Origin of the sequence: Roseateles sp. DAIF2, assembly GCF_015624425.1 — a bacterium.
GTDB lineage: Bacteria > Pseudomonadota > Gammaproteobacteria > Burkholderiales > Burkholderiaceae_C > Kinneretia.
Map to the genome: position 1 here is coordinate 3,391,061 of NZ_CP049919.1, position 24,422 is coordinate 3,415,482.

Sequence of the window (24,422 nt, forward strand, 5' to 3'; positions counted from 1 at the left end):
CCGCATGATCAGCACCCAGCGATCACCTGGGCGTCGACCTTCGGCCAGGCCGCGCGGGCGGCAGCGTTCATGGCGCGGCAGATCAGGTTGTTGACCACCAGCGGATAGCAGATGCTGCGGGCGTCCTGCTGGCGGCCACCGCGCGGCAGGTGAATCAGCCGAGCGCGGATGGCGTCGATCGCCTCGGGCGCCAGCACGTCCTCGATCTTCAGGTTGAAGCGGGCGAACTTGTGACTGAGGTAGCCCTCCAGCTCGCCATCCAGCGGGTCGAGCCGGACGATCTCCAGGCGCTGCATCACCTCGCGCACCTCGGCGCTCTGGCTGTTCAGGCGCTCCAGCAGCTCGGGCTGAGCGATCAGGGCCACACCCAGCAGGCGGCGCATGCCGTCCTTCAGCTCCAGGAAGCGTTTCAGGTGCTTGAGGGTCGCGGTGGGCAGGCAGTGCGCCTCCTCGATCAGAAGCAGGTGGCGGCGGCCGGCACGGGCGCTGGTCTTGAGCTTGTCGTGCAGCTGCTGGAAGCGGGCTTGCGGGCTGCTCTTCAGCTCGGCGATCGGATCGAGGGCGTGGGTAAGCGCTTCGGCGAGGTGGCCGCTCTTCATGGTCTTGCCCTTGGCGTCGTTCAGCTCCATGCCCTGGACATAGGGCCGGATCACCGCCACGTCGGCGCTGCCTGCCTTGATGCGCTCCTCCAGGTCCTCGGCCAGGGTGGACTTGCCGGCGCCGGACTCGCCGACCACAGCGATGAAGCCGTGGTGCTGGGCACAGTCCATCAGCGCGGCGCGGACGTAGCGGACGCTGGGGGTCTGGAACACATCGGCCGGAGTGGCCACGTCATCCACGAAGGGGCTGCGCGGCAGCTTGAAGTGCTGGCGAGCTTCGAGGGTCAGGGCTTCATTGCGCATCAGCATGGTGTCGATCTCCGAAGTGGTAGGTGCGTTGGGTGCGGTTTCAAAAGCGGTTTGGATTTGCTCAGGGGTGGCGCCGCGCTGGGTCAGCACACCCTCCAGCTGCATGCGCAGCCGGGCGCCGGTGCGGGCCGGCCAGCGGCCGTGCATGACGCGGTTGAAGAAGGACTTGCGAAAGCCGAGTTCGCGGGCGGCCTGGCGCTGCGACAGGCCGACCTCGTCCAGCAGGTGGATGAGACTCATGCGCCACCTCCACCGGCCACCACGCGCAGCTGGGCGCGGACCTGCAGGCGATCGGCCAGCGCGTCGAGCTGGTCCTCGGGCACACCGTCCGGATACCAGGCACGGATCTGGGCATGGCGCTCGGCGTTCAGAGCCAGCCCCTTGTCGGTCAAGTGGCGCGCAGCTTCGAACAGGGACAGCACGCGAGCGGGCGCGGCCTGGGTGACCACGGCCGGGCGCAGCTCGGTGCCGCGGCGCGGCAGGAAGGTACGCTCGGGCGCCTGCTCGATGGGGGCATAGGGGTCAATGCGGCCGCCGAAGGGCACGGCCTTGGCCTTCTTCTTGGCCTCGACCTCCGCATCCGTCGCCGCATCCCAGGCGAAGCGCTCGACTTCCTTGCGGTTGGTGTCCAGCTGGGTGTCGGCCGGCCGGCGGTAGTCCTCCCCGATGACATTGGCGTCGACGCGAAAGCCCGCATCGTCGCGGTGCACCACCGGGATGCTGTGCAGCAGCTCATTGCCATCTGCGTCCGTGTCGATGATGGTGGCGGTGTCGGTGGCGTAGGGGCTGAAGGTAACCATCACCTTCTCGCCCACCATCGCTCCGGGCACGCCGCGCACATTGAACTCGCGACCCTTGAACTGCACGGTCAGGGTGTCGCTGACCTTGCGCGACTCGGGCTCATGCGTCAGCAGCTCGCGGCAGAACTCAGGCGGTGGGGCCAGGCGCAGCTGCTCGGCCGCGATCGTCATCCACTGCTCGGCGCGCGTGCGGCCGTGGCGGCTGTGCACCTTCTGAGCGTTGTACCAATCGGCCCAGCGGTGTGCCTGGGCGTTCAGCTCGGCCAGGTTGGCGACCGGCATCAGGCGCAGTGCTGGCTCGAAGCTGCGCTCGATGATGTTGCGGGCGTTCTCGACCTGGCCGGTGGCGCGGGCGTTGCCCGGCATGTGCGGGATGATCTTGACCTGCAGGCGGCGCGCCAGGTTCTTGAACAGGCCGCTGGTGTTGGCCGAGCCCATGTCCATCATCAGGATGAAGGGCACGCCGTGGATCACCTGGCGCTGCTGGATGAACTCGATGAAGCTCTCGGCCAGGTTGGTGCCGGACTCGGCGCCCAGCACGTAGTTCAGCATCAGGCCGCCGCTGTTGTGGTCGGTTCCCTCGTAAGACCAGACGCGGTCCTGCTCGATCGCCTTCAGGTTGCGCGGCTTGTTCTTGTAGAAGCGCTCGCGCTCCATCACCTGAAGGCCGGTCTCGCGCTCGGTCTCGGCGTTCAGGTAGTACAGCACGCACAGGCTGGCGTCGATCTGCCAGACATGGTTCGGGTGCAGGCTCTTCAGCTCGACGGCCGGCGTCGGGCGGTTGAGCTGGTCGGGGTGCATGCCATGCACTCGCAGGGCACGGGCGATGGCGCTGTCGGACAGCGGGCGCAGCTCACCCGTGGGTTCGTCCAGGAACTCGGCGCGGATCTCGTTGTTGGCTCGCAGGATCTCGACGGCCTGGCCGATGGAGAGCAGCCGCTTGTTGTTCTTGCGCTGGCTGGTGATCAGCAGCGCGCTGATGGCCGTGGCCTCATCCCGCGTGAGCGAGACGGAACCGGCGTCGGATCGTTGCTTGCGTTCTGGTTTCATGGTGACCTTGGCGAGATAGCGGTGCAGCGTGGCCAGACTGATTCCCAGCTCGATGCAGGCCGCGGCGTAGATGGCTCCCTTGCCGCCGGGGCCTGCTGCTGCCGCGGCCTGGGCCACTGCGACCAGGCGCTGCGTGGTGATGGCGTTCAGAGCCACGGTGGCGTCAGTCCTTCTTGCCCTTGGAGAAGGCCCACTCGGTCACCTCGGCGGCCAGCTCCTGGTCGGCCAGGCTGGAGGCATCGGGCAGGTTGAACTCCTCGCGCAGCGCGGTGAGCTGGGCTTGCACCTGGCCGACCAGGCCGGCCATGAAGACCTTGTGTTCACCGCCGCCACCGCCGTGGCTGTCGAGGGCGATCAACGCCTGGCGCAGGTTGCCGACGATGGCGCCCTCGGCGTCGTTGGCGATGCCGGTGGCTTCCTTCTTGAGCTTTGCCAGATCCTCGTCCGGGGTGAGCTTCTTGATGCGGAGGACGTCGCGCTCCAGCTTGTCGATGCGCGCTTGCTTCTTCGCCGCGACTTCGGCGTCTGCCTTGCGCTCCTGGCGTTCTTCGCGGACAGCGGCGCGCAGTTGCTTGACTGACATGGTGGCCACGTCGTCAAGGGCCAGCTCACCGGTCTGTCCCAGCTCGGTCAGGTCTTCGAGCTGCTCGTCGTCGAGCGCCACCAGCTCGATCAGCTTGGCAACACCGGCGGACTCCAAATGCCGCATTGATGCGGTGTTTGCGAACCGGCGGGTCACCTGCATGTAACGCTGTGCGGCCTGCGGGGCGAAGTTGAGCCGCTCCAGCGCTGGGAGAAACTGGCCATGCGGGCAAGACTCCTTCAGCAAGAGCAAGTAGCCTCCCAGCTCGAAGACGGCCATACCGATGCGGCGCAGGGCATCTTGAGCGGAGTTCTCCAGAACCGCCGGGTCGGTGCTGCCCTGATAGTTGAGCTGCTTCGCCAGCGCCGTGACGCGCTCGTTCTGCGCCAGCTTGGCCACGGCCAGCTGATTGGCGGCGGCCGTGTCGGCCTCCAGGGTGCCGGGCTGCAGGGCGGCTTCCTTGACTTCGGGGGCGGGGGTGGGTTTGCGGGCCATGGTCTTGTTCGTGTTGTCGTCAGAGTGGGGTGGCGTAGCGGCGGCTGAGGTCGTCGAGGTTCTGGCGGGCGGCGTTCAGCTCGGTGGCGACGGTGATGCCGATGCGTGCCAGGACCGGCCCCAGGCGCCAGCGGTTGGTGCCCGGCACCTGCTCGACGAAGCCGGTCTCTGCGGCCAGGGCGGGTAGGTTCACGGAAACCCAGGAGGGCGACACACCGATGCCCTTAGCGATCTCGCCAGGCGCCAGGCCGAGCACCACATGGCCGGCGAGCAGGCGGCACAGGTCGCAGGTCTTGCGCATGGGGGCGGACAGGGGCTTGTCGCTCACGCTGCGACCTCCAGCGGCAGGGCCAGCACGCGCTGCAGTTCGGCGGCCAGGGCCAGGGCCTCGGCGCGGGTGAACTTCATCGAGCTGTAGCAACCGGCGCCGAAAGCGCACAGGGTCAGGTCGCGGCTGCGCGGGTGATGGATCACGCTCATCGTGCGTCCAGCGCTGAACATTTCGGCGGTGTCGATGGCCACAGGCACGAAGGCCGGCGGCAGTGGCTTCTGAGAAGAGCTCACCATGGCTCAGGCTCCAGCGCGCGCGGCGCGCTTCTCGGCGGTAATGGACAGGTCAACGATGTGGGTCTCGGCCTGGCGGGCGCGGTGCAGGCACTGGCGACGGGTGAGCGCGGCCGTGCCACCCAGGTCGGCGACGGCGCGCCAGTTCTGGCGCAAGCGGGCCAAGGACACTGCGCGGTTGAAGATCTCGATGTCGGTCATGGCTCAGAACTCCAGTTCAGGCGTGACGAAGGTCGCCACGTTCTTGTGGTGATAGGCCACCTCTTCGAGGTGGGTGCGGAGCGCCTCCAGCGTGGCGGCCGGGTCGGCCTGGCCGTTAGAGGCATAGAAGTCGGTGAGTAGCTGCAGCGCGCGAGCGCAGCCGCTGTTGATGGCGACCACATCGCCAGGCTTCGGCGCCTTGCCGCGGGGCATGTCCACCAGCAGCTTCCCGCTCGCGGCCGCCATCCAGCGCGTGACGAAGCAGCAGCCGCAGGCGTGCTCGTAGGCGTGGACCAGGACCAGGGGCATCCGTCCACTGGCCAGCCATTTGTAGAGCGACCAGTGATCCTCTTGGCCCATGCGCTGAGCGATCAGTTCCACGCTCAGGTTGTGGCGCTGCAGCGCGTAGTCCTTGCAGGCCTGCAGCGCGTCGCGCAGGCTGGTCGGCTGGTAGGTCTTCCAGTTGCGGCGGCTCATTGGAAGGCTCTCCGGGCGTAGCCCTGCAGGGCTTCCAAACAAAAAGCCTGGCTGCATCTGTTCAGCGCAGCTGGCGCTTGAGAGAGTCCGCTCCACACCAACTGCGGAGCCACCAATGCAAACCGATCTGTCGCCGAAGAACGTAGCCTGGCTGCGCGAGCAGGTGCGCCAGGAAGTCGAACACCGGATGGCGCCGCTGCGGCGCGAGCTGGATGGGATGGACGACTGGGCCAACGGCGTGTTTGCCGCGCTGCTGGACCTGCTGCTGCCGCTGCTGAAGACACACCCGGAGCTGGGTCGCACGCTGGAAGCGCTATGGGGGCGAGCCGCTGAGCAGTACGCCGAGCTGGAGCGCAGCCCGGAGCGGCGTGCCGAGCTGCAGACGACGCCGGAGCTGCTGGAAGCGCGCAAGATGCTGTACTGGGTGCTGGCACAGCTGGGGCACGGGCCGGCGAGAACCCGGCGCGCTCGGCGCAAGCCAGTTTCGTGACGGCTATCGCACTTCGGCAAGTCCAGTTCGGTCGCACTTGGGACCGGGCCGGGGCGGCGTGGGTTTTCATTGATAGGATCAAGCTGTAACCGTCTGTCGGTTAGGCCGCGCTATCGACGTTGGGCTTCAGGCCCAGCTTTACGGCGATCTCGTGGGCTTTGCCGTAGTGGCCTTTGTCGAAGCCGTTGAGCACGCGCAGCACCTGGTTGACCCGGTAGCCGTTCATGCGCGCCCAGTGGCTAAAGGTTTCGCCACGTTGACGGAAGCGCTGTTTCACTTGGTCGGGGGTCATTGCCGTGGCTCCTGTGCCAAAGTTCGTTGGTGTTTGTTGGGGTGAATTGTGGTTCAAATAATTGGACTTCGCAATAGTCTTGCGTCCATTTTTTCATGAGCGTTCAAGAGCGCTTTAAAGCTGAACGTGAACGACTGCGACTGACGCAGCCACAGGCTGCTGATCTCACGGGCGTTGGAAAGACGACCGTCATCAACTGGGAGAAGGGGCTGTCGTCGCCAACCGCTGTGCAACTCGCCGAGCTGGCCAAGGCGGGCATGGATGTGCTCTACGTCATCACCGGCGACCACGCAGGTGGGGTGAGCCCTGCTCCAACGCTGAGTGCGGAGGAACAGACCATGCTCGACTACTTCCGAGACGCCTCGAAGGAGGTCCGTCGGGCAGCGCTGGGCGCGCTGCTTGGCGCGCCTGCGGTGATGAAGCAGGTAGGCGGATCACACAGCCAACACAACTCAGGTGCCGGTTCAGTCCAGATAGGCACGATGGAAAGCACGCCAAGTAGGCGGAGGAAGTAGTAGGGAGACAGGGAGTGCAGGTAGTACCGAAATGGCTGCGTGAATGGATCACGCGGCTGTTGCCGAAACAAGAAAACAGCGGCGCGGGCTCGGTTCAGATTGGTAAGGCAAGCAAGCCGGTTCATGTGGTCAACATGAACGGTGGGGCACCAGACCAGCCCGAGCGTGGCCCGATGCAGGTCGGTCAGGTGCATGGCACCGTGAACCATCATCATGTGCAGGTGACGCAGCATTTCTATGCGGCACCCGCTCCAGCGCCGATGCCGGACATCCCCCCGCGCCCGGCGGCTGCCGCACCAGCTCAGGCCGGTCCGTCAGCGCGCGAACCGCAGCCGCTGACCGAAGTTCACAAGGAGGTTCTGTCCCTGATGGAACCGCTGCCCAAGAAGGTCCGTATCTGCGTCCTTGACTTCATGCGGCGTGAGTTTGGAACGGGCATGGTCAAGGAACTGAAGCCACACGAGGTGCATCGCGTGAGGCTCTATGTCCTGCAGATCCACGCGAATCGACGGAAGGAGGGTGTCGTTCATGAGTTCCTCTAGGTGGCTGGCATGCGCAGCCGTCGCCATCAGCGCCAACGCATGGGCGGTGCAGAAATGCACATTGCCGGACGGCCGCGTGGTCTACCAGGACGCCCCCTGCAGCACCGGCGCCGCGTCGTCGCAGCAGGTTGATGTGGTCTCAGCTTCTGGCCGGCCCGGCGACTCCTGGGAGTTCTCTCGTCAGAAGGACGACATGACGGGAACCAGTAGCTGCTTCGCGACATCGCCCGCGGTCTATACGAACTATCGAAGTGTCCACGCCAAGCTGGCCTATGTGTGGGTCCAGCTGCACATGACGCCGAAGTCGGAGCAGCCGGCTTTCACGGTTCGCACCAGCTCTTCCAGCTCCGATCTGTTCCATCACGACCTATCGGGAACTGGCATCAAGGTCGATCGCCATGAGTTCCAGCCATTCACTCAGCGCGTAGCCGCTCATGCGCTGAGCTTCACCAGCGAAGCGACAGAGACTGAGGTCGTACAGCAGATGTCAGTCGGACAGGACTTGCGTCTTCGATTGAGGTTCTGGCCTTACGACAAGCTGCATGACACCGAGCCGGTGTCGCTGCGAGGCTTCAAGCAGGCGGCAAGCAGGATGCGCGCATGCGCGAAGTCTTAATAGCCATCTCGATTTCTGCCATAGGAAAGGACGACTGTGACCACGAGCAAGCCACCAAAACCCGTACCTTCCAAGCAGCCACCACGAGACAGTGGGGTCACGGCGCCACATAGAACGGCGGACATCGGTCGAACTCGTCGAACGGAAGTCGCGACTTACCATACGCCACCTCCAGCGCCGAAGACGCCTCCGCGAAAGAAGTAGGCATTCGACTGAGGGGTTGGTCGATGAGCTAACCCATTGCAGCACCGACCCAAACAGAGACAATGAAACCCAGAGGGCTTAGCATGAGTAGCAAGAACTCCAACTCGCCAGCACAACCACCGGCGCCGCCGAAGGTTCGAGAAGGGACCGGCCAAGATGGCTGGAGCCTTCCGCGTCCCGTTGCGACGTACCACAAACCACCGCCGCCACCGCCTGCACCTCCTCGCAAGAAGTAGCACGCGGAATCCTCAGTAAGCGTCAACTGTGAACACGGGGGGCTTGAGATGAACGCGATCCCTAGGCGTCCTTGGGAAAACTTCGAGGATGACAGATGCCAATCGCCGTTCGATGAATCGGGAGGCGATTGCGGGGGAAGCGGCTCACCAGATGAAGCTGCAGAGCCCCTGCCCCTTGAAGTCACCTCATTCAACGCGCCACCACCGGCAGCACCTGCGCCGCGTAAGCCGGAAAAAAGGAAGCGCAAAAAGAGCGGCACGGCCTAGATTGCTTTGAGCAATGACTGAACAAATCACTGTCTCAGATGAAGACGCGGAGTGGGCCGATCTCTGGAAGCGGCGATCTGACGCACACAACAGGGTCATGGTCTCGCTTCGCTATCACCGAAAGCGTCAAAGGTTCTTTGACCTCCTGGATAAGCTCACGAAGGCGGCCACTGTGCTTCTCGGCGCTTCGCTGCTAGGGGAAGCAGTGAAAGCCAATCTGCCGCTTGTCGCGTCTGCAATTTCCGGTCTTGGGTTGCTGGCATTGGTCTTTGGGTACGGCGACCGCAAGCAGGCGCACAAGGAACTAGCGGAAGCGGCGGCGTTGCTAGTGGCAAAGATCGAGGAGACCGCGACAGCCGACATTTCAGACGAAGCAGTTGCGAAGTGGGAGGCAGAGCACTCCCGCCTCAACGCCAAGGAACCTCCAGCCCTGAAGACCTTGGTCATCATTTGCGAGTGGGAGCAAGCGTGCGCCACTGGGAACCCTAAACACATACGCCGTCCATGCTGGGTGTTCCGGCTGTTTGCTGACTTCGTCTAGCGGTCGCTAGCTTCGTATGTAAAGCGCTTTACTTAGCGCGCGTGAGCCCCACTCGGCACAGTGGGGCGCATGACCAAATCCCACGCCCCTACCAGGAAGCCCTTCGCGCAACGCTGCGTCGCTAGGCTTCGTCGCCCACCGCGACTCAGCGGCTGGTTCTTGATCGCGATCGCGCTCGCCGCGCTGGTCTGGTCCTTCGCGCCGCACCAGCTGCCGGTCAGCCTCTACAAGCTCAGCCTGGTCACGCTGGCCGGCGTCGTGGGCTACTGGCTGGACCGCAGCATGTTTCCCTATGCGCGGCCGGACGACTTCCTGCCCGAGTCGCGGCAGGCGCTGGACCTCGCCGACAAGGATGCCAGCTGCACACTGCTGGTCGCTCCCGATGCTGAGCAGCTGCGCCTGGCCGGCGCGGCGATGCTGCGCCGCGCGCTGATCGTTGCCGCCACGATGCTGGCGATGGGTCTGGGCGCTTGACCATGCGCGCCGCAATGCAACGCCTGGCGGGCTGGGTTGTGGCCGTGATGGTCACGATGCTGGTGGTGCTGTTGACCATTGATGCTGCGCACGCAGCCGACCCTGTCGCGGCTCCGGCAGCCGCCGCGCCGTACCGCGCGATGCTGGTGCGAGCTGCTCACAGCCAATGGGGCCTCGACGCACCGATCGCAACGCTCGCCGCCCAGGTTCATCAGGAAAGCGGCTGGCGTCCAACTGCGGTAAGCCGCGTCGGCGCACGCGGCCTGGGCCAGTTCATGCCGTCGACGGCCAGCTGGTGGTGCGAGTTGAACGGCCTGTCTCCCGACGACTGCCAGCCCGAGAACCCGACATGGGCGCTGCGCGCGCTGGTGGGCTATGACCGCTGGCTGTATGAGCGCACGCCGCAGCGCTACGCCGGCCGCGATCGGATGTGGGTGACGCTGCGCGCCTACAACGGCGGCCTGGGCCACTGGCAGGCTGAAGCCCGCACTGCACCGGGTGGACTACAGCAGGCCTCGCGCCAGGCCGTGGATGCGGCTTGTGGCCGGGCAAGGCGCCATGTCAGCCATTGCACGGAGAACCTCGGCTACCCGCACCGCATCCTGGTCGAGCTGCAGCCGCGCTATGCGAGCTGGGGAGCGCTGCCATGAATGCGCGGAGAACTGCCACCGTTGCCTTCCTTCTGGTCGGCCTGGGGATGCTGGCCGGCCTGCATCTGGAGCGAAGCCAGCACCGCGCCGAAATGGCCGAACTGCGCAGCAGCACTGCCGAGGTCCAGCGCCTGGCTGCACGCGCCGCGGTGCATCGCCTTCAGGACGCGCAGACGCGCGGCAACGAACTCACCCTGCAGGTGGCCGAGCGCGATCGGCAGATTTCTACCTTGACCCAGGAGAAGCGCGATGCGCTCAAGAAAGTCACTTCTGGCCGGGCTTGCCTCGGCACTGCTGCTCTGCGCGTGCTCGACGGTTCGCCCGGCCTCCGAGTTGCCGATCTGCCCCCAGCCACCAGCAGCGTTGCTGCAGCCGATGGACCCATTGCCACCGATTCCGACATCGGCCAGTGGTCCATCCAAGCAGGCGGTCAGTACGAACAGTGCCGCAAGCGGCTCGGCGCCTTGATCCAGTGGCATCGGCCGAAGGGGGCGCAGCGATGACGGTGCAGTTCGAGGTGTGGCAGCTGCTCTCGCTGGCCATCACGCTGATCGGGGCGTTCGGGGCCGTTTTCAAGCTGCTGCTGGTGCAGCACCAGCGGCATCAAGACCGGCGCTTCGATTCGATCGAGGCCTCTGCCGAGAAAGAGGCCGGCCAATGGCAGGCCGTGGAGCGCGAGCTGCTGCTGCTGAAGGCCGAGCTGCCCCTGAACTACGTGCGCCGCGAGGACTACATCCGCGGCCAGTCAGTGATCGAGGCCAAGTTGGATGGCCTGGCCACCAAGATCGAAAACGCCCAGCTGCGGGGCGTGCTTTCTGGAGGAGGAAGAAACCATGCAGATTGATGTGTTGCGCGCGCGGCGCGAGGCCTTGCGCTGGCTGATCGTGCTGACGCTGAACAACGCGCGGCCGATCGGTGCATTCGAGGGGCCGATCCTGGCCGTGGCCCAGAGCGAGTATCCCGACGCGACGCTGCATGAGTTGCGGCGCGAGCTGGACTACCTGGGCGACCGAAAGCTGGTGGAACTGACCAAGAAACCGGACGGCCGCTGGTTCGCCGAGCTGTCGCGCTACGGTGTCGACCTGGCCGAGTACACGGTCGACTGCGAACCGGGCATCGCGCGGCCGGCGAAGTATTGGGCGGGCTGAGCCCATGGGCCGAAAGAGCACCATCTCCCGCCTGCCGGCCGAACAGCGCGCCTTCATCGAAGGCCGCCTGGCCGAAGGCCGCTGCACGCTCGATGAGCTGATCGCCGAGCTGCGCGAACGTTGGCCGGCCGCCGGCAAGGCGGGCGAGCTGCCCAGCCGCACCGCGGTGCACCGCTACGGCCAGAAGCTGGAGCGCCGCTTGGCCGCGATCCGCGCCAGCACCGAGGCGGCCAAGCTCATCCAGGCGCAGGCCGGCGACGACAAGGACGCGCGCAGCGAGGCGTTGACAGCGCTGGTGCAGACCGAGCTGTTTGAGGCCATCCTGGCCCTGCAGGAGGCCGACAACCCCGAGGCCGATGCCGGTGAGCGTGTTGCGATGCTGTCGGCGGCGGCGAAGAACATCGCCACGCTGACACGCAGCTCCATCAACCTGAAGCAGTTCCAGGCCAAGGTGGAGGCCGATGCGCGCGCCCAGCTGCTGGAAGAGCAGCGCGCCAAGCTGGAGGCCATGGGCAGCAAGGGCGGTGTAACCGAGGACACGAAGCGGGCCATCCGCGAGGCGCTGGGGATCGTTTGATGGCGAAGCTCAAGGGCCGTGCAAAGTGCATTCCGGCAGATCGCGATGCGATCTTCCTGCCGTTCCAGTCGAAGTGGATCAAGGACACCTCGCGCATCAAGGCGATGGAGAAGAGCCGGCAGATCGGCATCAGTTGGTCGACGGCCTATGGCGCCGACGAGCGCGCCGCAGCGCAGGGCGCGCGCTTCGATGAATGGGTGAGCAGTCGTGATGACATCCAGGCACGCCTGTTCATCGAGGACTGCAAGCTGTGGGCCGGCGTCATGGGCATGGCGGCCAAAGATCTGGGCGAGCAGGTGCTGGATGCGGAGAAGCGCATCAGCGCCTACGTGCTGCAGTTCGCGAGCGGCCGGCGCATCCACTCGATGTCCAGCAATCCCGATGCGCAGGCTGGCAAGCGTGGCAGCCGCATCCTAGACGAGTTCGCGCTGCACCGTGATCAGCGCAAGCTGTGGGCCATCGCCTATCCCGGCATCACCTGGGGCGGCAGCATGGAGCTGGTGAGCACGCACCGCGGCTCGCACTCATTCTTCAACAGCCTGGTGCGGGAAGCGAGGCACGGCGGTAATCCCAAGCGCATCAGCCTTCATCGCGTGACGCTGCAGGACGCGCTGGAACAGGGCTTCTTGTTCAAGCTGCAGCAGTCGTTGCCGGCCGATGCCGAGCAGCAGGACATGGATGAAGCGGCCTACTTCGACTTCATCAAGCACGGCGCGGCGGACGAGGAGTCGTTCGATCAGGAGTACCAGTGCATCCCAGCCGACGACGACTCCAAGTTCATCGAGTATGGGCTGATCACGGCATGCGAGTACAGCGGCGGTGAGCGGTGGCGGCGCGACCTGGTCGGGCCGTTCCAAGGCCGGCTGTTCGCGGGCGTCGACATCGGCCGCAAGAAGGACTTGACGGTGCTTTGGGTGGTCGAGCAGCTCGGCGACGTGTTCTACACGCGCCACGTCGAGGCGATGGAGAAGATGCGCAAGAGCGCCCAGGAAAAGATCCTGTGGCCCTGGTTTGAGATCTGTGACCGCATTTGCATCGACGCCACAGGCCTGGGCATTGGCTGGGCCGACGACGCGCAGGACAAGTTTGGCGAGCACCGCGTCGAGGCGGTCAACTTCTCGGCTCCCGTGAAGGAGGCGCTGGCATATCCGCTAAAGGGCGCGATGGAGGACCGCAAGGTCCGCATCCCGGACGATCCCAAGATCCGCGCCGACCTGCGCAAGGTGCAGAAGGTGACCACCTCCGCAGGGAACATCCGCTTCGTCGCCGAAAGCACGCCCGATGGCCACGCCGACCGCTTCTGGGCGCTGGCGTTGGCCTTGCACGCCGGCAGCAACCCCACGGCCCCCATTGAGTATCAGAGCGGCGGCCGGCGTGACTCGGCCGGTGCCATGTCGGAGTTCATCCATGGCTGAGACCAGCACCAAGATCGATCAACCGGAGCTGAACTCCGAGTTCGCCAACCGGCTGCGAGACCCCTTCGAGACGCTCTTCATGGGCGTGATCCAACCCAACGATCCGCTGTTGATCGAGCGCGGCGCCGGACCGGAGATCTATCGCGACCTGAAGCGCGACGGCAAGGTGTTCGATGGCCTGCAGAAGCGCCAGTTGGCGCTGATCGGCAAGCCCTGGCAGGTGGAGCCTCGCGTGAAGTCGGCCAAGGGCACCAAGGATGCCGAGACGGTGACGGCAATCCTGAAGGGCTGCAACTTCGATCGCCTGTGCTCTGAGTTGCTGGAGGCGCTGATCGCCGGCTTTGTGGCCAGCGAGATCGTCTGGACGGTGCGCGATGGATTGGTCGTGCCTGAGCGCGTGGTGAAGCGGGCGCAGCGCCGTTTCAAGTTCGTCCAAGTCGATGAGAACAGCGCACCGCAACTGCACATGCTGACGCGGGAGAACATGCTGAAGGGCATCCCGGTACCGGAGCGCAAGTTCATCGTGCACCGCGTCAACCCGGAGGACGACAACCCCTACGGCACCGGCCTGGGCTTGCAGCTTTACTGGCCAGTGTTTTTCAAGCGCAAGGCGGTGGTGAGCTGGAACAAACTCAATGACCGTGTGGGCGGCCCAACCTTGCACGGGGAGTACCCGCGCAACGCCACAAGGAAGGAGAAGGACACGCTGGCCGATGCGCTGCGGGCTTTCAGCAGCGACGGCTTCGTGACGACGCCCGAGGGCATGAAGATCACCATACTCGAAAGCAAGCTGTCGGGCAACGTGACCCTGCAGCAGGCGTTATGTGAGTACATGGACGACTCGATCGGCGCAGTGCTGACAGGTCAGGAGCCACGCTCCGGCGGTGGCGGCGCGCTGGCCGCAGCGAGCAAGGAGCGCGCCGACGTGCGCGAGGATCTGACACAAGCGGATAGCGATCTGCTCAGCGAGACGCTGAACGCGTCGATGATGGCCTGGATCTGTGAGCTGAACGGCCTAGAGCCTTGCCATGTCTGGCGCCAGGTCAAGCGCGACGAGGACCGTAGGACCATGGCCGAGACCGACAAGACGGTCTCCGACATGGGCTTCGAGCTGTCCATCGATGCTGTGCGCACACGCTATGGCGATGGCTGGGAGAAGAAGGCCGCAGTCAAGCCGGCCCCGTCGTCGCAGCCCGGCTCGCCGAACTTCGCGGAGGCCGGTGACAAGCCAGCCGATCCCGATGCGATCGACGCGCTTGTTGACGAGGAGCTGTCTCAATGGGAGCCGATGCTCACGCCCATGGTCGATCCCTTGCAGGCGGCGATTGATGAGGCCGTGGCCCGCGGCGATACGGCGGCCGAGCTGCTGACTCGCCTGCCGGATGTGCTGGCGCAAATGGATGACGTTGCCCTGGTCAAGGCACTGACCCGCGCAGCGTTCACCGCGCGCCTGGCTGCCACAGCAGGTGTGGAGGTCGACTGATGGGCGACGACCTGACGCCGCAGGAGTTCGCCAGGCTGCAGGCAGTGCGACCGGAAGAAGCCGCTGCCTATCTGCAGGGGCGTGGCCGGCTGGCCATCACCTACGGCTGGCAGGATCGATGGCACGAAGAGCATGCGCACCAGTTCACCATCAGCCGGCTGACGCGCGCCGATCTGCTGGCCAGCCTGCAGGACATGCTCGCGAAAAGCGTGGATGGTGACCTGTCCCGGCGCGACTTCAACCGTGATGCGAAAGCACTCCTGCAGAAGGCTGGCTGGTGGGGAACCACCGAGGTGGTCGACCCGGCGACGGGCGAGATCCTCAAGACCCGGTTCGATGCCCGGCGGTTGAAGCTGATCTTCGACACCAACACGCGCCAGGCCTATGCGGCCGGCCAGTGGGAGCGGCTGCAGCAGACGAAGCGCACGCATCCCTATCTGCGCTACATCACCAAGCGCGATGAACGCGTGCGCGCCACGCATCGGGCCTGGGACAACGTGACCCTTCCGGTCGATGACAGCTTCTGGAACGCTCACTACCCACCCAATGGCTGGCATTGCCGCTGCAGGGTGGTCGCGGTTAGCCAGGCGGACTATGACAAGGGCACCGCTCCTGGCGGGCAACCGATGAACAAGGTCGCTCCCGAGGTGGTCCGGCGGCCGTGGCTGAACCGCCGGACGGATGAGGTGCATCAGGTGCCGGCGGGCGTCGATCCGGGCTTCGGCTACAACGCGGGCAAGGCTTCCATTCGAGCGAAGCAGCTGCGCCAGCTGGCGCAGGGCAAGCTGGCGCAGCTGTCGCCGGACATGGCGCGGGCGGTGAGGCGCGCCGGGCTCGGCCTGCCTGATCTGGATCGCGAGGCAGCGTTGGATTTCGTGAGCCAGGTGCAGACACAGCCATCGGCGAAGCAGCCGCCGATGGTGCTGGGCACACTAGAGGCTTCTGCCGCCAAGGCGGCGCAGGAGCTGGGGCTGGACATCGGCGACAAGGTGCTGGCCCTGGATCACGATGGCGTCCGACACGCGCTGGCGCAGCACGGCGACGAGCGGGAGCGACTCCGAGGGCAAATTCCGGTGACGGCCGATGATCTGGCCCAGTTCGGCGCGCTGTTCAATCGCGCCAATCTGGAGCCGGGCGATCCACCGCTCAGCAAGGACGGCAGCAAGATGCTGCTGGCCATCGTGAAATCTGAGGGGATCGAGTACCGCATGGCGGTGAAAGTTCGCCGGAACGACCTGGTGCTGCAGACCATGTACAAGCTTCCGGCGAAATAGGTGTTGGGCCCACCTGCTTCATGCACCTGTTCGCACAGTCCCGAAGCTCAATCGTCCGAAACGACGGTGGGTTGCCAAAATTATAGGCAGACCGAGCAATGTTGACCATCACCGTAGACAGCGGTTCGGTAGCCGCGGTGCTCTCCAAACTGCGGCGGCGTTTGGACGACCTCACGCCGGCTATGGCCAGCATCGGCCAGGAATTGGAAAGCCGGGTCAGCGGTCGCTTTGAGACTGAGACCGACCCATTCGGCCAGCCGTGGGAACCCTGGGCGCAGTCCACGATAGAGAGCTACCCGGCGGACGGCAACTATCGAATCCTGGACCGGTATGGCGACATGCTGTCCAGCCTGAACTACCGTGCCACCGCGGCCAGTGTCCGTGTCGGCTTCGGTCAGCCCTACGCGGCCTTCCACGAATGGGGCACCGAGTACATGCCGCGCCGCGGTTTGTTGATGGGCGACCCGGACGACGGTACATTGGCCCCGGACGACGAGACGGCGGTGCTCGATATCCTCAGCACTTTCCTCGACCCAGCGGCGTAGCTGCTGCGGCGTCGACCAGTTTTCGCCACAGGAAACACATTTTTCTAGGCCGTCCCGTTTTTTCCGGACCCATTCCGCAGAGTCCCGGATTTATCGCGCCGGCCCACCTGTGGATATCTCACCTCCGGTCAACCCTCCTGCGCCCAGGCCTTCACGAACGCCAACGCACAAAGAAAAAAGCCAGGCACGAGGCCTGGCTTCTAGATCGAAGGCCCCACGGGCCGCGATGGTGTTTACTGCAGCAGCGACATGACCAGGCCGGACATGCTGTTGCTCTGCTTGAGCATCGAGGACGAAGCCTGCATCAGCATCTGCTTGGTGGTCATGTTGGAGGTTTCGGTCGCGTAGTCCACGTCCATGATGCGGCCCTTGGCCTGCGAGACGTTGGTGCTCATGTTCTGCAAGTTGTTGTAGACATGGTCCAGACGGTTCGCGCCGGCGCCCAGCTTGGAGCGGGCGGCACCGACCGACTTCAGCACGGTGTTGGCCAGGTCGATGGCGTTGTTGGCATCGGTGCTGTTGCCGAAGGCATTGCCCTTCAGCGCGGTGATGTCGGTGGAGACCTGCTTGACCTCGGTGTCGGCCTTGAAGTCGTACTTTTCGGCCTTGTCCGAACCGATCTGGAAGGTCACCGCACCGGCGCCCAGCTTGCCGGTCGCGCCCAGCAGGGCCTGGCCGCCGAACTTGGTGTTCGTCGTGATGTTTTCCAGTTCCAGGGCCAGATCGTCGAACTCGGCCTTCATCGCGGTCAGGTCGTCGGTGGTGGCCGTGCCGCTGGCGCCTTCGGTAGCCAGATCCTTCATGCGCAGCACGATGTTGCTGACTTCGTCCAGCGCGCCTTCGGCGGTCTGCAGCATCGAGATGCCGTTTTGCGTGTTGCGCTGGGCCACGCCCATGCCGCGGGTCTGAGCGTTCAGTCGCGTGGCGATCTGCAGGCCGGCGGCGTCGTCCATCGCGGAGTTGACGCGGAAACCGGTGCCCAGACGGGTCATCGAGGTCGACAGGGCGCTTTGCGTCTTGCCCAGCGAACCTTGGGTGGACAGAGCGGCGGCATTGGTGTGCAGGCTCAACATGATGGGGTCACTCCTGGTGGGTTTGTCTGCGTGGCGGGCAGTCATTCCTACCTGCCCTCACCGACACAGGGCGGCCCCCGGCCGGAGAACTTAAATACCCGGGCAAAAATAAGGCGCCGCCCGCGGTGGACGGCGCCAGGGCGGTACTAAGTCACGCCTGGATCAGGTTCTCAGCCCAGGCGCACCGGCAGGAAGATCTGCTGGCCGTCGCGCTGGACCAGCAGGGCCACCGATTTCTCGGCGCCGGCCACGACCGAGCGCACCTGCTCCACCGTCTTCACCGGCGTGCCGTTGACGGCCAGCAGCAGGTCGCCCGGCTGCACCCCGGCGCGCGCCGCCGCGCCGGCCACGTCCTCGACCAGCAGGCCCTCGGCCTGGCCGGCGCCGCGCTCATTGGGCTGCAGCGGCCGCAGCGCCAGGCCCAGCTTGCCGGCGGGCGTGCCCTCGTCGCGCTCGGCCTTGGCCAGGCCCTTCTTCTCGCCGGCATCGCCCAGCTTGGCGTTCAGGGTCTCGCGCTTGCCATGGCGCCAGACCTCCAACCGGGCCGATTCGCCGGGCAGCGACTGACCCAGCAGCGCCGGCAGGTCGTTGGAAGCGACGATGGCCTGCTCGTTGAACTTCAGAATCACGTCGCCCGCCTTCAGGCCGGCCTTGGCCGCCGGGCCGCCCTCCTCGACGCTGGAGACCAGCGCGCCGGCCGGCCGCTCCAGCTTGAAGGAATCGGCGAAGGCCTGGTTGACGTCCTGGATCACCACGCCCAGGCGCGCATGCTGGGCCTTGCCGCCGTTCTGGATCTGCTGCTGCACGCGCTTGGCCACCTCGATCGGGATCGCGAAGGAGATGCCCTGGTAGCCGCCCGACTGGCTGTAGATCTGCGAGTTGATGCCGACCACCTCGCCGCGCGCATTGAACAGCGGGCCGCCCGAGTTGCCGGGGTTCACCGCCACATCGGTCTGGATGAAGGGCACATAGCTCTCGTCCGGCAGCGCGCGGCCCTTGGCGCTGACCACGCCGGCGCTGACGCTGTTCTCGAAGCCGAAGGGCGAGCCGATCGCCAGCACCCATTCGCCGACGCGCAGGTCCTGCGTGCTGCCGAGCTTGAGCACCGGCAGGTTCTTGGCCTCGATCTTCAGCACCGCCACATCGGTCTTGGGATCGCTGCCCAGCACCTTGGCCGGGAACTCGCGCCTGTCGGTCAGCTTGACCGTCACCTCCTGGGCGTCGCGCACCACATGGGCATTGGTCAGGACGATGCCGTCCTCGCTGACGATGAAGCCCGAGCCCTGGCCGCGCACCGGCATCGAGCGCTCGCCGCCGGGCTGGCCCGGGATCTGGAAGCGCCGGAAGAACTGGTAGAACGGGTCGTACGGATCCAGCTGCGGCTGCTGCGCCTGCGCGCGGCGCGAGGTCTTGACCTGGCCGGTGACGCTGATGTTGACCACCGCCTGGCCATTGCGCGCGGTGATCTGGGCAAAGTCCGGCAAGGCCGCCGGCGCAATGGGCGCAACAGGTGCCGCCACCGCCGCACCCTGCACCACCGGCGCCGCCGTGGCGGCCACGACGGCCGCAGCCGGCACCGCGGCCTCCGCGCCGCCCTTGGTCAGCGCCAGCGCGCCCATCGCGCCGCCACCCAGGCCCACCAGACCGGCCACGGTCAGGGCCCAGACCAGACGCTTGGCGGGAACCATCATTTCTGCTGCCATCTTGAGAACCTCCGTTGAGAGAGAGAGAAAAGACATCGAATCGGATGGCGCCACTGTGGCAAACAAGACTTAGATGGCACTTAAACCGGGGACAGGCGCGGCGCCGCCCCGGGGCGGCACCCTGTCTGTTGTGACAGGTCGGCAGCGGTTCTTCTTGTGCCGGCGCGCGGGCCTGCCCAGAATGGGCGCCGGGTCCAACAACAAGGCAGGGCGGATGTCCGAGGGCAGCAACGACTTCGTGCTGGACCATCAGGTCCGCGCGATTCTGGTGATCGATGTCGTGGAGTCGGTGCGCCTGGTGCAGCGCCCCGGCAGCCGCTTTGCCGAGCGCTGGACCCGCTTCGTGCGCGAGATGCGCGACGACTGCCTGCCGCGCTACGGCGGCCAGATGGTCAAGCATCTGGGCGACGGCATGCTGGTGCTGTTCGAGGACAGCCTGGACGCGGTCAATGCCGCGCTGGAGATGCACCGGCGCATCGAGCACAGCAACCGCGACATGCCCGAGGCCCTGCACATCCTGCTGCGCGCCGGCGTGGCGGTCGGCGAGATCGAGATCTCCGAGCTCGACGTATTCGGCGTCGAGGTCAACCAGGCCGTGCTGCTGGCGCGTCTGGCGCGCCCGGGCCAGACCGCCGTGCCGGCCATGGTGCGCGACCGTCTGGTGCATGGGCTGGACGCCGCGGTGGAGGACCTGGGCGACTGCTGGCTGCGCGACATGCCGGACCCGGTGCGCACCTTCGTGCTGTCCCGCGCCGGCGAGGAACCCAGCGCCGGCCCGACCCCGACGCGGCTCAAGCCGCTGTGCCCGACGCTGGCGGTCGTGCCCTTCGCGACCACCGCCGGCAACGGCGCCCATGCCTTCCTGGGCGACTGCGTGGCCGACGAGATCATCGACGCGCTCTCGCGCAACCCCTCGCTGCGCGTGATCTCGCGCCTGTCCACCAGCGCCTTCCGCGGCCGCGCGGCGGCGCTGGACGGCATCCGTCACCATCTGCAGGCCGACCATGTGCTGTCCGGCCGGGTGCATCTGCTGGGCGACCGCATGCGCATCGCGCTGCAGCTGGTCGAGGCCGGCAACGCCACCGTGATCTGGTCCGGCGAGCACACCGGCAGCGCCGCCGGCGTGTTTGCCGGCACCGATGCGCTGGCCAATACGGTGGCGCGCGAGATCAGCCGCGCGCTGGCGGTGCGCTGCGTCGAGCGGGCCCGCTGCGAGCCGATGCCGACCCTGGCCAGCTACTGCCTGCTGATGGCCGCGGTGGGCCTGCTGCATGGCGCCAACCGGACCGAGTTCGAGCGCGCGCGGCAGATGCTCGAATACCTGATCGAACGCGACCGACACCATCCCGCCCCCCATGCCTGGCTGGCCAAATGGCATGTGATGCGGGTCCAGCAGGGCTGGGGCCAGATGGAACGCGACTCGCAGCTGGCGCTGGAACACACCCGCCGCGCGCTGGAGCTGGACCCCGACTCGGCGCTGACCCTGGCGATCGACGGCTTTGTGCATTGCAATCTGCTGCGCGACCTGGACGGCGCCGCCCAGCGCTACGAGCGCGCGCTGGAGAGCAATCCCAACGAGCCGCTGGCCTGGCTGTTCCACGGCACCCTGCTGGCCTTCAAGGGCGAGGGCCAGCAGGCCCTGACCTTCACCCAGCGCGCGCTGGACCTCTCGCCGCTGGACCCGATGCGCTATTTCTTCGAATCCCTGTCCGCCACCGCCGCGCTGGCCGCCGGCCAATGGCAGCTGGCGATCGAGCGCGCCCAGCATTCGCTGCGCCTGAACCGCCACCACACGTCAACCCTAAGAGTGCTGACGATCGCCCATGTGCAACTGGGAAGAATGCAGGACGCCCGCCAATGGGCGCTGCGCCTGCTCCAGCAGGAGCCGGAGCTGACGATCGCGGGCTACCGCCGGCGCTCGCCCAGCATGGGGCATCCCACCGGCGAGGTCTGGGCCAGCAGCCTGGCCGCGGCCGGCGTGCCGCAGGGCTGAGAGAGAAGACGAAACAACGGGGAGCGGCGCCCAGGCCCGCTCGGGGACCACGGAAAGGACATCACGATGCTGAACCGGCAACGGGGACAGGTGTTGCAGGCCTCCTTCGGCGGCGCCCGCGGCCTGGGTGGCGCGGGCGGGGCAGGCGGCGCCGGGGGCGCGATCGGACTCGGGGGTGCTGGAGGCGCTGGTGGCGCCGGCGGGGCTGGAGGTGCCGGTGGAGCAGGCGGTGCGGGAGGAGCAGGTGGCGCCGGGGGTGCGGCGAGCGACAGCGGCCTGGATATCGGCGGCGCGATCACCAGCCGCGACGGCATCGTCGATGCCTTCGATCCCAGCGCGCTGCAGTCGCCCACGCTCGGCCCCCTCGATGCGGTGCTCCCGATCAAGCGCTGGGAGCCCTGGATCCGCGCCAATCTGTTCGACACGGAACTGACGCGCGGCCTTGAGTACGAAGTGGTCGGCGAGCATGGCCTGCGGCTGCAGCTGGCCTGCGGCGGCGGGCCGCTGGTCACCCTGTTCCGCCCGGACGCCCCGGCCTCGATGGCGCGCCAGGTGGAACTGGTGGCCGAGTACGCGGCGCTGCGCGAGGACCGCGCCGCCGAGATCCTGTCTCAGGTGCCGCAGCTGGCGACCTACTGGGCCTCGGTGGTCGGCCTGCATCCGAACCGCACGCCGCGCACCCTGGAGCTGCTGGGCGCGGTGGTGCGGCTGGCGATCTCGGTTGAGATGCGCTTCAAGCATGCCTTCGCCTTCCCGCGGCCGATGCAGTACTCGGCCCAGATCCAGCCGATGATCCTGACGCCGCAGCACAGCTCCTACCCCAGCGGCCATTCGACCGAGGCCCATGCGGTGGCCTATACCCTGCTGCACCTACTGGGCGACTCGCAGACCAGTCTGCGCGGCCGCACCCTGCTGCGCCTGGCCCAGCGCATCGCGATCAACCGCACCGTTGCCGGCGTGCATTTCCCGATCGACAGCCGCTGTGGCCGGGTGCTGGGCATGGGCCTGGCCGGCTATGTGGCGGCGCGCTGCACCGGCCCGTCGACGGCCTTGACCCATCTGACCTTCAGCCCGACGCCGGAGGCCATGGACGCGGACTTCATGCTGCAGCCGCCGGGGCAGGCCGCGCTGGGTATCGGCGAGCAGGCCGGCCCCGCCAACCCCTGGAGCGGCGATGCGGCCCAGGACCTGCTGGCCTGGCTCTGGGACGAGGCCAAGCAGGAGCTGCCATGAGCGGGCTCGCCTGGCACGCGCTGCCCGCGCGCGCCCGCGCCCCGGCCCTGGACCCGCGCCATGACGCCTTCGCCGGCTGGGCCGAGGCCACCGACTTCAACGATGCCCAGCTGCCCGGCCGCTCGGGGCCGCCCCAGGCCCTGTGGCTGATGCTGGAGCTGCGGGAACCGGCGCCCGACCAGCTCGACCCGCCCTGCGCCTGGCTGCATCAGAGGGCCGCCGAGCTGCCCCCGAACTGGCTGCGCCTGCCCGACAGCTATGCCCAGCCGCTGCTCGGCCTGGAAAGCCTGCGCTTTTGCACCGCGCTGGCCAACCCCGATTTCATCCGGGCGCTGGGCGATGCCGGGCGGCTCGCGAGCCAGCCGGCGGATCTGCGCGAGCGCCTGCTGGAGATCCGCGCCGCGATCGACCGCTACGAGATCGCGCTGGAGGGCGACTGGTGGGAGGCCGCGACCGCCTGGGAGACGCTGCCGCGCGTGCCCGGCGATCCCCTCGTCCCGCTGGTGATCGGCATCATCGACGACGGCCTGCCCTTCGCCCATCAGCGCCTGAGCTGGCGCGCGGCCGATGGCAGCCGCCACAGCCGCTTCCTGTCCCTGTGGAACCTGGCCGCCCGCGGCGCCCCGGACCCGCAATGGGGCAGCGGCGAGGTGCTGGACCAGGCGCGGCTCGACCAGGCGATCGCGCTGGCCAGCGACGCGGCCGGCCATGTCGACGAGGACGCCGCCTACGCGCTGCTGGACATGGGGCGCCTGCTGCGGCATCGCGCCACTCATGGCGCCCATGTGGCCGACCTGGCCTGCGGCATGCCGCCGCCCGCGCAGGCCCAGCATGGGCCGGCCATCGTCGGCGTGCAGCTGCGGCCGATGGAGTCAACCCTGTGCATCTCCGCCGGCGCCCATCTGTTCGATGCGCTGCGCTTCGTGGTCGAGCGCGCCGACCGCGCCGGCGCGGAACGCATCGTCGTCAATGCCAGCCTCGGCAATATCGCCGGGCCGCACAACGGCTCCTCGATGTTCGAGGCGGCGGTCGACGCCCTGATCGCGCTGCGGCGCCGGCCCGGCCTGACTCCCGTCGAGCTGGTGCTGCCGGAGGGCAACAGCCATCTGTCGCGCTGCCATGCCCGAGCCCGGCTGGAGGCGACAAAGGGCATGGCGCTGCAATGGCGGCTACGCCCCGACGACGGCACCTCCAGCTACCTCGAGACATGGCTGCTGCCCGAACAAGCTGGCGCCATCGCGATGGACTGGCGCCTGACGCCGCCCGGCGGCCCGGCGCTGGACCTGAGCTTCACCTTGCCGCCTAGCGCGGCGACGCCGGCGCAGGAATGGGCGCTGCGCGATGCCGAGGGCCGGACCCTGGCGCTGTTCGGTCTGCATCCGGACCCGGCCAACGGCAACCATGCGCTGGGCCTGCTGACGGTGGCGCCGACCGCGCCCTACGGCCCCTGGACCTATGCCGCGCCGTCCGGCGCCTGGGCGCTGGACCTGCGCCAGCACGCGGGCAGCGCGCCCCTGGCCTGCAGCGTCTATTCGCAGCGCGACGAGAAGTCCTTCGGCCATCCCGGTCGCGGCCGCCAGGCGGTGCTGGAGGACAAGGGCTGCGACCAGGTCTATGACGAGCTGGGCTGGCCGCGGCTTCAGGACCGGGGCGATTGCCTGATCCGCCGTGCCGGCTCGATCAACGCGCTGGCCTGCGGCACGCAGGTCGAGGTGGTCGGCGGTCTGACGCGGCAACCGGACGGCAGCCTGGCGCCGGCGCCCTACTCCTCGGTCGGCCTGCCGAGCGATCCGCGGGCTAACCTGCGCAAGCTGGCGATCAGCGAGGATTCGCCGGTGCTGCGCGGCATCCATGCCGCGGGCTGTCGCAGCGGCAGCGTCGTGGCCCTGAGCGGCACCAGCATGGCCGCCCCGCAGCATGCGCGCCGGCTCGGCCAATCGGCCGCGGCCAAGGCCGCGGTGCCGCCGCTGGCGCTCGATCACAACGGGGTGGCACGGTCCTTCGTCGAGCCCGACGCCGAGCAGGAACGCCGCTCGGCGCTGCGTCGCGGCAAGCCCTGAGCCGGCTTTCCAC

At 67.1% G+C, this 24,422-nt stretch carries 28 protein-coding genes; 18 read left to right on the forward strand and 10 right to left on the reverse strand.

All coding sequences use genetic code 11. From position 1 onward, the window contains the following. Positions 1-8 precede the first annotated feature (8 nt). Genes G8A07_RS15640 through G8A07_RS15670 form a run of 7 tightly spaced genes read right to left on the reverse strand, consistent with a single transcriptional unit; the run spans position 9 to position 5,078 of the window. Complete coding sequence (locus tag G8A07_RS15640; protein WP_195792962.1) at positions 9-1,148, reverse strand: ExeA family protein; 1,140 nt, start codon at positions 1,146-1,148, stop codon at positions 9-11. Continuing rightward, positions 1,145-2,914, reverse strand: coding sequence for an integrase (locus G8A07_RS15645; RefSeq protein ID WP_213086168.1), 1,770 nt, complete (start codon positions 2,912-2,914; stop codon positions 1,145-1,147). The genes G8A07_RS15640 and G8A07_RS15645 overlap by 4 nt, the downstream gene beginning before the upstream one ends. A gap of 7 nt (positions 2,915-2,921) precedes the next feature. Then, positions 2,922-3,836 (reverse strand): DUF3102 domain-containing protein, encoded by a 915-nt coding sequence (locus G8A07_RS15650; protein WP_195792963.1) that lies wholly within the window; start codon positions 3,834-3,836, stop codon positions 2,922-2,924. 19 nt (positions 3,837-3,855) lie between these two features. After that, complete coding sequence (locus tag G8A07_RS15655) at positions 3,856-4,164, reverse strand: transcriptional regulator (RefSeq protein ID WP_195792964.1); 309 nt, start codon at positions 4,162-4,164, stop codon at positions 3,856-3,858. Beyond that, a complete protein-coding gene (locus G8A07_RS15660; RefSeq protein WP_195792965.1) occupies positions 4,161-4,403 on the reverse strand; it encodes a hypothetical protein in 243 nt (80 codons plus the stop codon). Before G8A07_RS15660 ends, G8A07_RS15655 begins: the two co-directional genes overlap by 4 nt. A 3-nt stretch (positions 4,404-4,406) precedes the next feature. Continuing rightward, the gene (locus G8A07_RS15665) at positions 4,407-4,601 is read right to left on the reverse strand and encodes a hypothetical protein (protein WP_195792966.1); all 195 of its coding nucleotides are present in this window, start codon (positions 4,599-4,601) and stop codon (positions 4,407-4,409) included. Positions 4,602-4,604: 3 nt separating this feature from the next. Next, a complete protein-coding gene (locus G8A07_RS15670; protein WP_195792967.1) occupies positions 4,605-5,078 on the reverse strand; it encodes a hypothetical protein in 474 nt (157 codons plus the stop codon). Positions 5,079-5,193: 115 nt separating this feature from the next. Between G8A07_RS15670 and G8A07_RS15675 the strand changes: the two genes are divergently transcribed. Further along, positions 5,194-5,568, forward strand: coding sequence for a hypothetical protein (locus G8A07_RS15675; protein ID WP_195792968.1), 375 nt, complete (start codon positions 5,194-5,196; stop codon positions 5,566-5,568). Between the two features lie 100 nt (positions 5,569-5,668). Here G8A07_RS15675 and G8A07_RS15680 read toward each other — a convergent pair whose 3' ends face one another. Next, positions 5,669-5,860 carry a DNA-binding protein gene (locus tag G8A07_RS15680; RefSeq protein WP_195792969.1) on the reverse strand — a complete coding sequence of 64 codons (192 nt, stop codon included), beginning with the start codon at positions 5,858-5,860 and terminating at the stop codon, positions 5,669-5,671. 95 nt (positions 5,861-5,955) lie between these two features. Between G8A07_RS15680 and G8A07_RS15685 the strand changes: the two genes are divergently transcribed. The 14 genes from G8A07_RS15685 to G8A07_RS15750 all read left to right on the forward strand — a co-directional run bounded on the left by G8A07_RS15685 (position 5,956) and on the right by G8A07_RS15750 (position 16,347). After that, positions 5,956-6,375: a helix-turn-helix transcriptional regulator gene (locus G8A07_RS15685; protein WP_195792970.1), complete on the forward strand. Its 420-nt coding sequence runs from the start codon at positions 5,956-5,958 to the stop codon at positions 6,373-6,375. A gap of 14 nt (positions 6,376-6,389) precedes the next feature. Beyond that, on the forward strand, positions 6,390-6,917 hold the full coding sequence (locus tag G8A07_RS15690) for a hypothetical protein (RefSeq protein WP_195792971.1): 528 nt from the start codon (positions 6,390-6,392) through the stop codon (positions 6,915-6,917). Continuing rightward, positions 6,904-7,533 carry a hypothetical protein gene (locus G8A07_RS15695; RefSeq protein WP_195792972.1) on the forward strand — a complete coding sequence of 210 codons (630 nt, stop codon included), beginning with the start codon at positions 6,904-6,906 and terminating at the stop codon, positions 7,531-7,533. Before G8A07_RS15690 ends, G8A07_RS15695 begins: the two co-directional genes overlap by 14 nt. Before the next feature lie 720 nt (positions 7,534-8,253). Further along, positions 8,254-8,781, forward strand: coding sequence for a hypothetical protein (locus G8A07_RS15700; RefSeq protein WP_195792973.1), 528 nt, complete (start codon positions 8,254-8,256; stop codon positions 8,779-8,781). A gap of 69 nt (positions 8,782-8,850) precedes the next feature. Further along, positions 8,851-9,255, forward strand: a complete 405-nt coding sequence (locus G8A07_RS15705) for a putative holin (RefSeq protein WP_195792974.1) — start codon at positions 8,851-8,853, stop codon at positions 9,253-9,255. A gap of 14 nt (positions 9,256-9,269) precedes the next feature. Further along, a complete protein-coding gene (locus tag G8A07_RS15710; RefSeq protein WP_195792975.1) occupies positions 9,270-9,905 on the forward strand; it encodes a transglycosylase SLT domain-containing protein in 636 nt (211 codons plus the stop codon). Further along, the gene (locus G8A07_RS15715; RefSeq protein WP_195792976.1) at positions 9,902-10,408 is read left to right on the forward strand and encodes a hypothetical protein; all 507 of its coding nucleotides are present in this window, start codon (positions 9,902-9,904) and stop codon (positions 10,406-10,408) included. Before G8A07_RS15710 ends, G8A07_RS15715 begins: the two co-directional genes overlap by 4 nt. Then, positions 10,405-10,749 (forward strand): hypothetical protein, encoded by a 345-nt coding sequence (locus G8A07_RS15720; RefSeq protein ID WP_195792977.1) that lies wholly within the window; start codon positions 10,405-10,407, stop codon positions 10,747-10,749. The genes G8A07_RS15715 and G8A07_RS15720 overlap by 4 nt, the downstream gene beginning before the upstream one ends. After that, the gene (locus G8A07_RS15725; protein WP_195792978.1) at positions 10,739-11,053 is read left to right on the forward strand and encodes a hypothetical protein; all 315 of its coding nucleotides are present in this window, start codon (positions 10,739-10,741) and stop codon (positions 11,051-11,053) included. Before G8A07_RS15720 ends, G8A07_RS15725 begins: the two co-directional genes overlap by 11 nt. Before the next feature lie 4 nt (positions 11,054-11,057). Further along, positions 11,058-11,630, forward strand: a complete 573-nt coding sequence (locus tag G8A07_RS15730) for a phage protein Gp27 family protein (protein WP_195792979.1) — start codon at positions 11,058-11,060, stop codon at positions 11,628-11,630. Then, positions 11,630-13,045, forward strand: a complete 1,416-nt coding sequence (locus G8A07_RS15735; RefSeq protein WP_195792980.1) for a terminase large subunit domain-containing protein — start codon at positions 11,630-11,632, stop codon at positions 13,043-13,045. Before G8A07_RS15730 ends, G8A07_RS15735 begins: the two co-directional genes overlap by 1 nt. Continuing rightward, the gene (locus G8A07_RS15740) at positions 13,038-14,528 is read left to right on the forward strand and encodes a DUF935 domain-containing protein (protein ID WP_213086169.1); all 1,491 of its coding nucleotides are present in this window, start codon (positions 13,038-13,040) and stop codon (positions 14,526-14,528) included. The genes G8A07_RS15735 and G8A07_RS15740 overlap by 8 nt, the downstream gene beginning before the upstream one ends. Further along, positions 14,528-15,802, forward strand: a complete 1,275-nt coding sequence (locus G8A07_RS15745) for a phage minor head protein (protein ID WP_195792981.1) — start codon at positions 14,528-14,530, stop codon at positions 15,800-15,802. The genes G8A07_RS15740 and G8A07_RS15745 overlap by 1 nt, the downstream gene beginning before the upstream one ends. Before the next feature lie 98 nt (positions 15,803-15,900). Continuing rightward, positions 15,901-16,347: a phage virion morphogenesis protein gene (locus G8A07_RS15750; protein ID WP_195792982.1), complete on the forward strand. Its 447-nt coding sequence runs from the start codon at positions 15,901-15,903 to the stop codon at positions 16,345-16,347. Between the two features lie 233 nt (positions 16,348-16,580). On the opposite strand, the gene G8A07_RS15755 is transcribed toward G8A07_RS15750, so the two are convergent. After that, positions 16,581-17,420 (reverse strand): flagellin, encoded by an 840-nt coding sequence (locus G8A07_RS15755; protein WP_195792983.1) that lies wholly within the window; start codon positions 17,418-17,420, stop codon positions 16,581-16,583. A gap of 170 nt (positions 17,421-17,590) precedes the next feature. Next, positions 17,591-19,111, reverse strand: a complete 1,521-nt coding sequence (locus G8A07_RS15760; RefSeq protein WP_249937014.1) for a DegQ family serine endoprotease — start codon at positions 19,109-19,111, stop codon at positions 17,591-17,593. 226 nt (positions 19,112-19,337) lie between these two features. Between G8A07_RS15760 and G8A07_RS15765 the strand changes: the two genes are divergently transcribed. The 3 genes from G8A07_RS15765 to G8A07_RS15775 all read left to right on the forward strand — a co-directional run bounded on the left by G8A07_RS15765 (position 19,338) and on the right by G8A07_RS15775 (position 24,409). Further along, complete coding sequence (locus G8A07_RS15765) at positions 19,338-21,116, forward strand: tetratricopeptide repeat protein (protein WP_195792985.1); 1,779 nt, start codon at positions 19,338-19,340, stop codon at positions 21,114-21,116. Positions 21,117-21,182: 66 nt separating this feature from the next. Beyond that, positions 21,183-22,349 carry a phosphatase PAP2 family protein gene (locus tag G8A07_RS15770; RefSeq protein ID WP_195792986.1) on the forward strand — a complete coding sequence of 389 codons (1,167 nt, stop codon included), beginning with the start codon at positions 21,183-21,185 and terminating at the stop codon, positions 22,347-22,349. Further along, positions 22,346-24,409 (forward strand): hypothetical protein, encoded by a 2,064-nt coding sequence (locus G8A07_RS15775; protein WP_195792987.1) that lies wholly within the window; start codon positions 22,346-22,348, stop codon positions 24,407-24,409. The genes G8A07_RS15770 and G8A07_RS15775 overlap by 4 nt, the downstream gene beginning before the upstream one ends. The last annotated feature ends 13 nt before the right edge of the window (positions 24,410-24,422 follow it).

What these genes read in the sequence shown, in the direction of transcription:
- G8A07_RS15750 (WP_195792982.1), top strand. Translation starts at nt 15,901, where the DNA reads ATGTTGACCATCACCGTAGACAGCGGTTCGGTAGCCGCGGTGCTCTCC.
- G8A07_RS15720 (WP_195792977.1), top strand. Translation starts at nt 10,405, where the DNA reads ATGACGGTGCAGTTCGAGGTGTGGCAGCTGCTCTCGCTGGCCATCACG.
- G8A07_RS15670 (WP_195792967.1), bottom strand. Translation starts at nt 5,078, where the DNA reads ATGAGCCGCCGCAACTGGAAGACCTACCAGCCGACCAGCCTGCGCGAC.
- G8A07_RS15660 (WP_195792965.1), bottom strand. Translation starts at nt 4,403, where the DNA reads ATGGTGAGCTCTTCTCAGAAGCCACTGCCGCCGGCCTTCGTGCCTGTG.
- G8A07_RS15715 (WP_195792976.1), top strand. Translation starts at nt 9,902, where the DNA reads ATGAATGCGCGGAGAACTGCCACCGTTGCCTTCCTTCTGGTCGGCCTG.
- G8A07_RS15685 (WP_195792970.1), top strand. Translation starts at nt 5,956, where the DNA reads ATGAGCGTTCAAGAGCGCTTTAAAGCTGAACGTGAACGACTGCGACTG.
- G8A07_RS15760 (WP_249937014.1), bottom strand. Translation starts at nt 19,111, where the DNA reads ATGATGGTTCCCGCCAAGCGTCTGGTCTGGGCCCTGACCGTGGCCGGT.
- G8A07_RS15730 (WP_195792979.1), top strand. Translation starts at nt 11,058, where the DNA reads ATGGGCCGAAAGAGCACCATCTCCCGCCTGCCGGCCGAACAGCGCGCC.
- G8A07_RS15755 (WP_195792983.1), bottom strand. Translation starts at nt 17,420, where the DNA reads ATGTTGAGCCTGCACACCAATGCCGCCGCTCTGTCCACCCAAGGTTCG.
- G8A07_RS15745 (WP_195792981.1), top strand. Translation starts at nt 14,528, where the DNA reads ATGGGCGACGACCTGACGCCGCAGGAGTTCGCCAGGCTGCAGGCAGTG.
- G8A07_RS15695 (WP_195792972.1), top strand. Translation starts at nt 6,904, where the DNA reads ATGAGTTCCTCTAGGTGGCTGGCATGCGCAGCCGTCGCCATCAGCGCC.
- G8A07_RS15775 (WP_195792987.1), top strand. Translation starts at nt 22,346, where the DNA reads ATGAGCGGGCTCGCCTGGCACGCGCTGCCCGCGCGCGCCCGCGCCCCG.
- G8A07_RS15735 (WP_195792980.1), top strand. Translation starts at nt 11,630, where the DNA reads ATGGCGAAGCTCAAGGGCCGTGCAAAGTGCATTCCGGCAGATCGCGAT.
- G8A07_RS15640 (WP_195792962.1), bottom strand. Translation starts at nt 1,148, where the DNA reads ATGAGTCTCATCCACCTGCTGGACGAGGTCGGCCTGTCGCAGCGCCAG.
- G8A07_RS15765 (WP_195792985.1), top strand. Translation starts at nt 19,338, where the DNA reads ATGTCCGAGGGCAGCAACGACTTCGTGCTGGACCATCAGGTCCGCGCG.
- G8A07_RS15700 (WP_195792973.1), top strand. Translation starts at nt 8,254, where the DNA reads ATGACTGAACAAATCACTGTCTCAGATGAAGACGCGGAGTGGGCCGAT.
- G8A07_RS15725 (WP_195792978.1), top strand. Translation starts at nt 10,739, where the DNA reads ATGCAGATTGATGTGTTGCGCGCGCGGCGCGAGGCCTTGCGCTGGCTG.
- G8A07_RS15740 (WP_213086169.1), top strand. Translation starts at nt 13,038, where the DNA reads ATGGCTGAGACCAGCACCAAGATCGATCAACCGGAGCTGAACTCCGAG.
- G8A07_RS15770 (WP_195792986.1), top strand. Translation starts at nt 21,183, where the DNA reads ATGCTGAACCGGCAACGGGGACAGGTGTTGCAGGCCTCCTTCGGCGGC.
- G8A07_RS15705 (WP_195792974.1), top strand. Translation starts at nt 8,851, where the DNA reads ATGACCAAATCCCACGCCCCTACCAGGAAGCCCTTCGCGCAACGCTGC.
- G8A07_RS15650 (WP_195792963.1), bottom strand. Translation starts at nt 3,836, where the DNA reads ATGGCCCGCAAACCCACCCCCGCCCCCGAAGTCAAGGAAGCCGCCCTG.
- G8A07_RS15665 (WP_195792966.1), bottom strand. Translation starts at nt 4,601, where the DNA reads ATGACCGACATCGAGATCTTCAACCGCGCAGTGTCCTTGGCCCGCTTG.
- G8A07_RS15680 (WP_195792969.1), bottom strand. Translation starts at nt 5,860, where the DNA reads ATGACCCCCGACCAAGTGAAACAGCGCTTCCGTCAACGTGGCGAAACC.
- G8A07_RS15710 (WP_195792975.1), top strand. Translation starts at nt 9,270, where the DNA reads ATGCAACGCCTGGCGGGCTGGGTTGTGGCCGTGATGGTCACGATGCTG.
- G8A07_RS15675 (WP_195792968.1), top strand. Translation starts at nt 5,194, where the DNA reads ATGCAAACCGATCTGTCGCCGAAGAACGTAGCCTGGCTGCGCGAGCAG.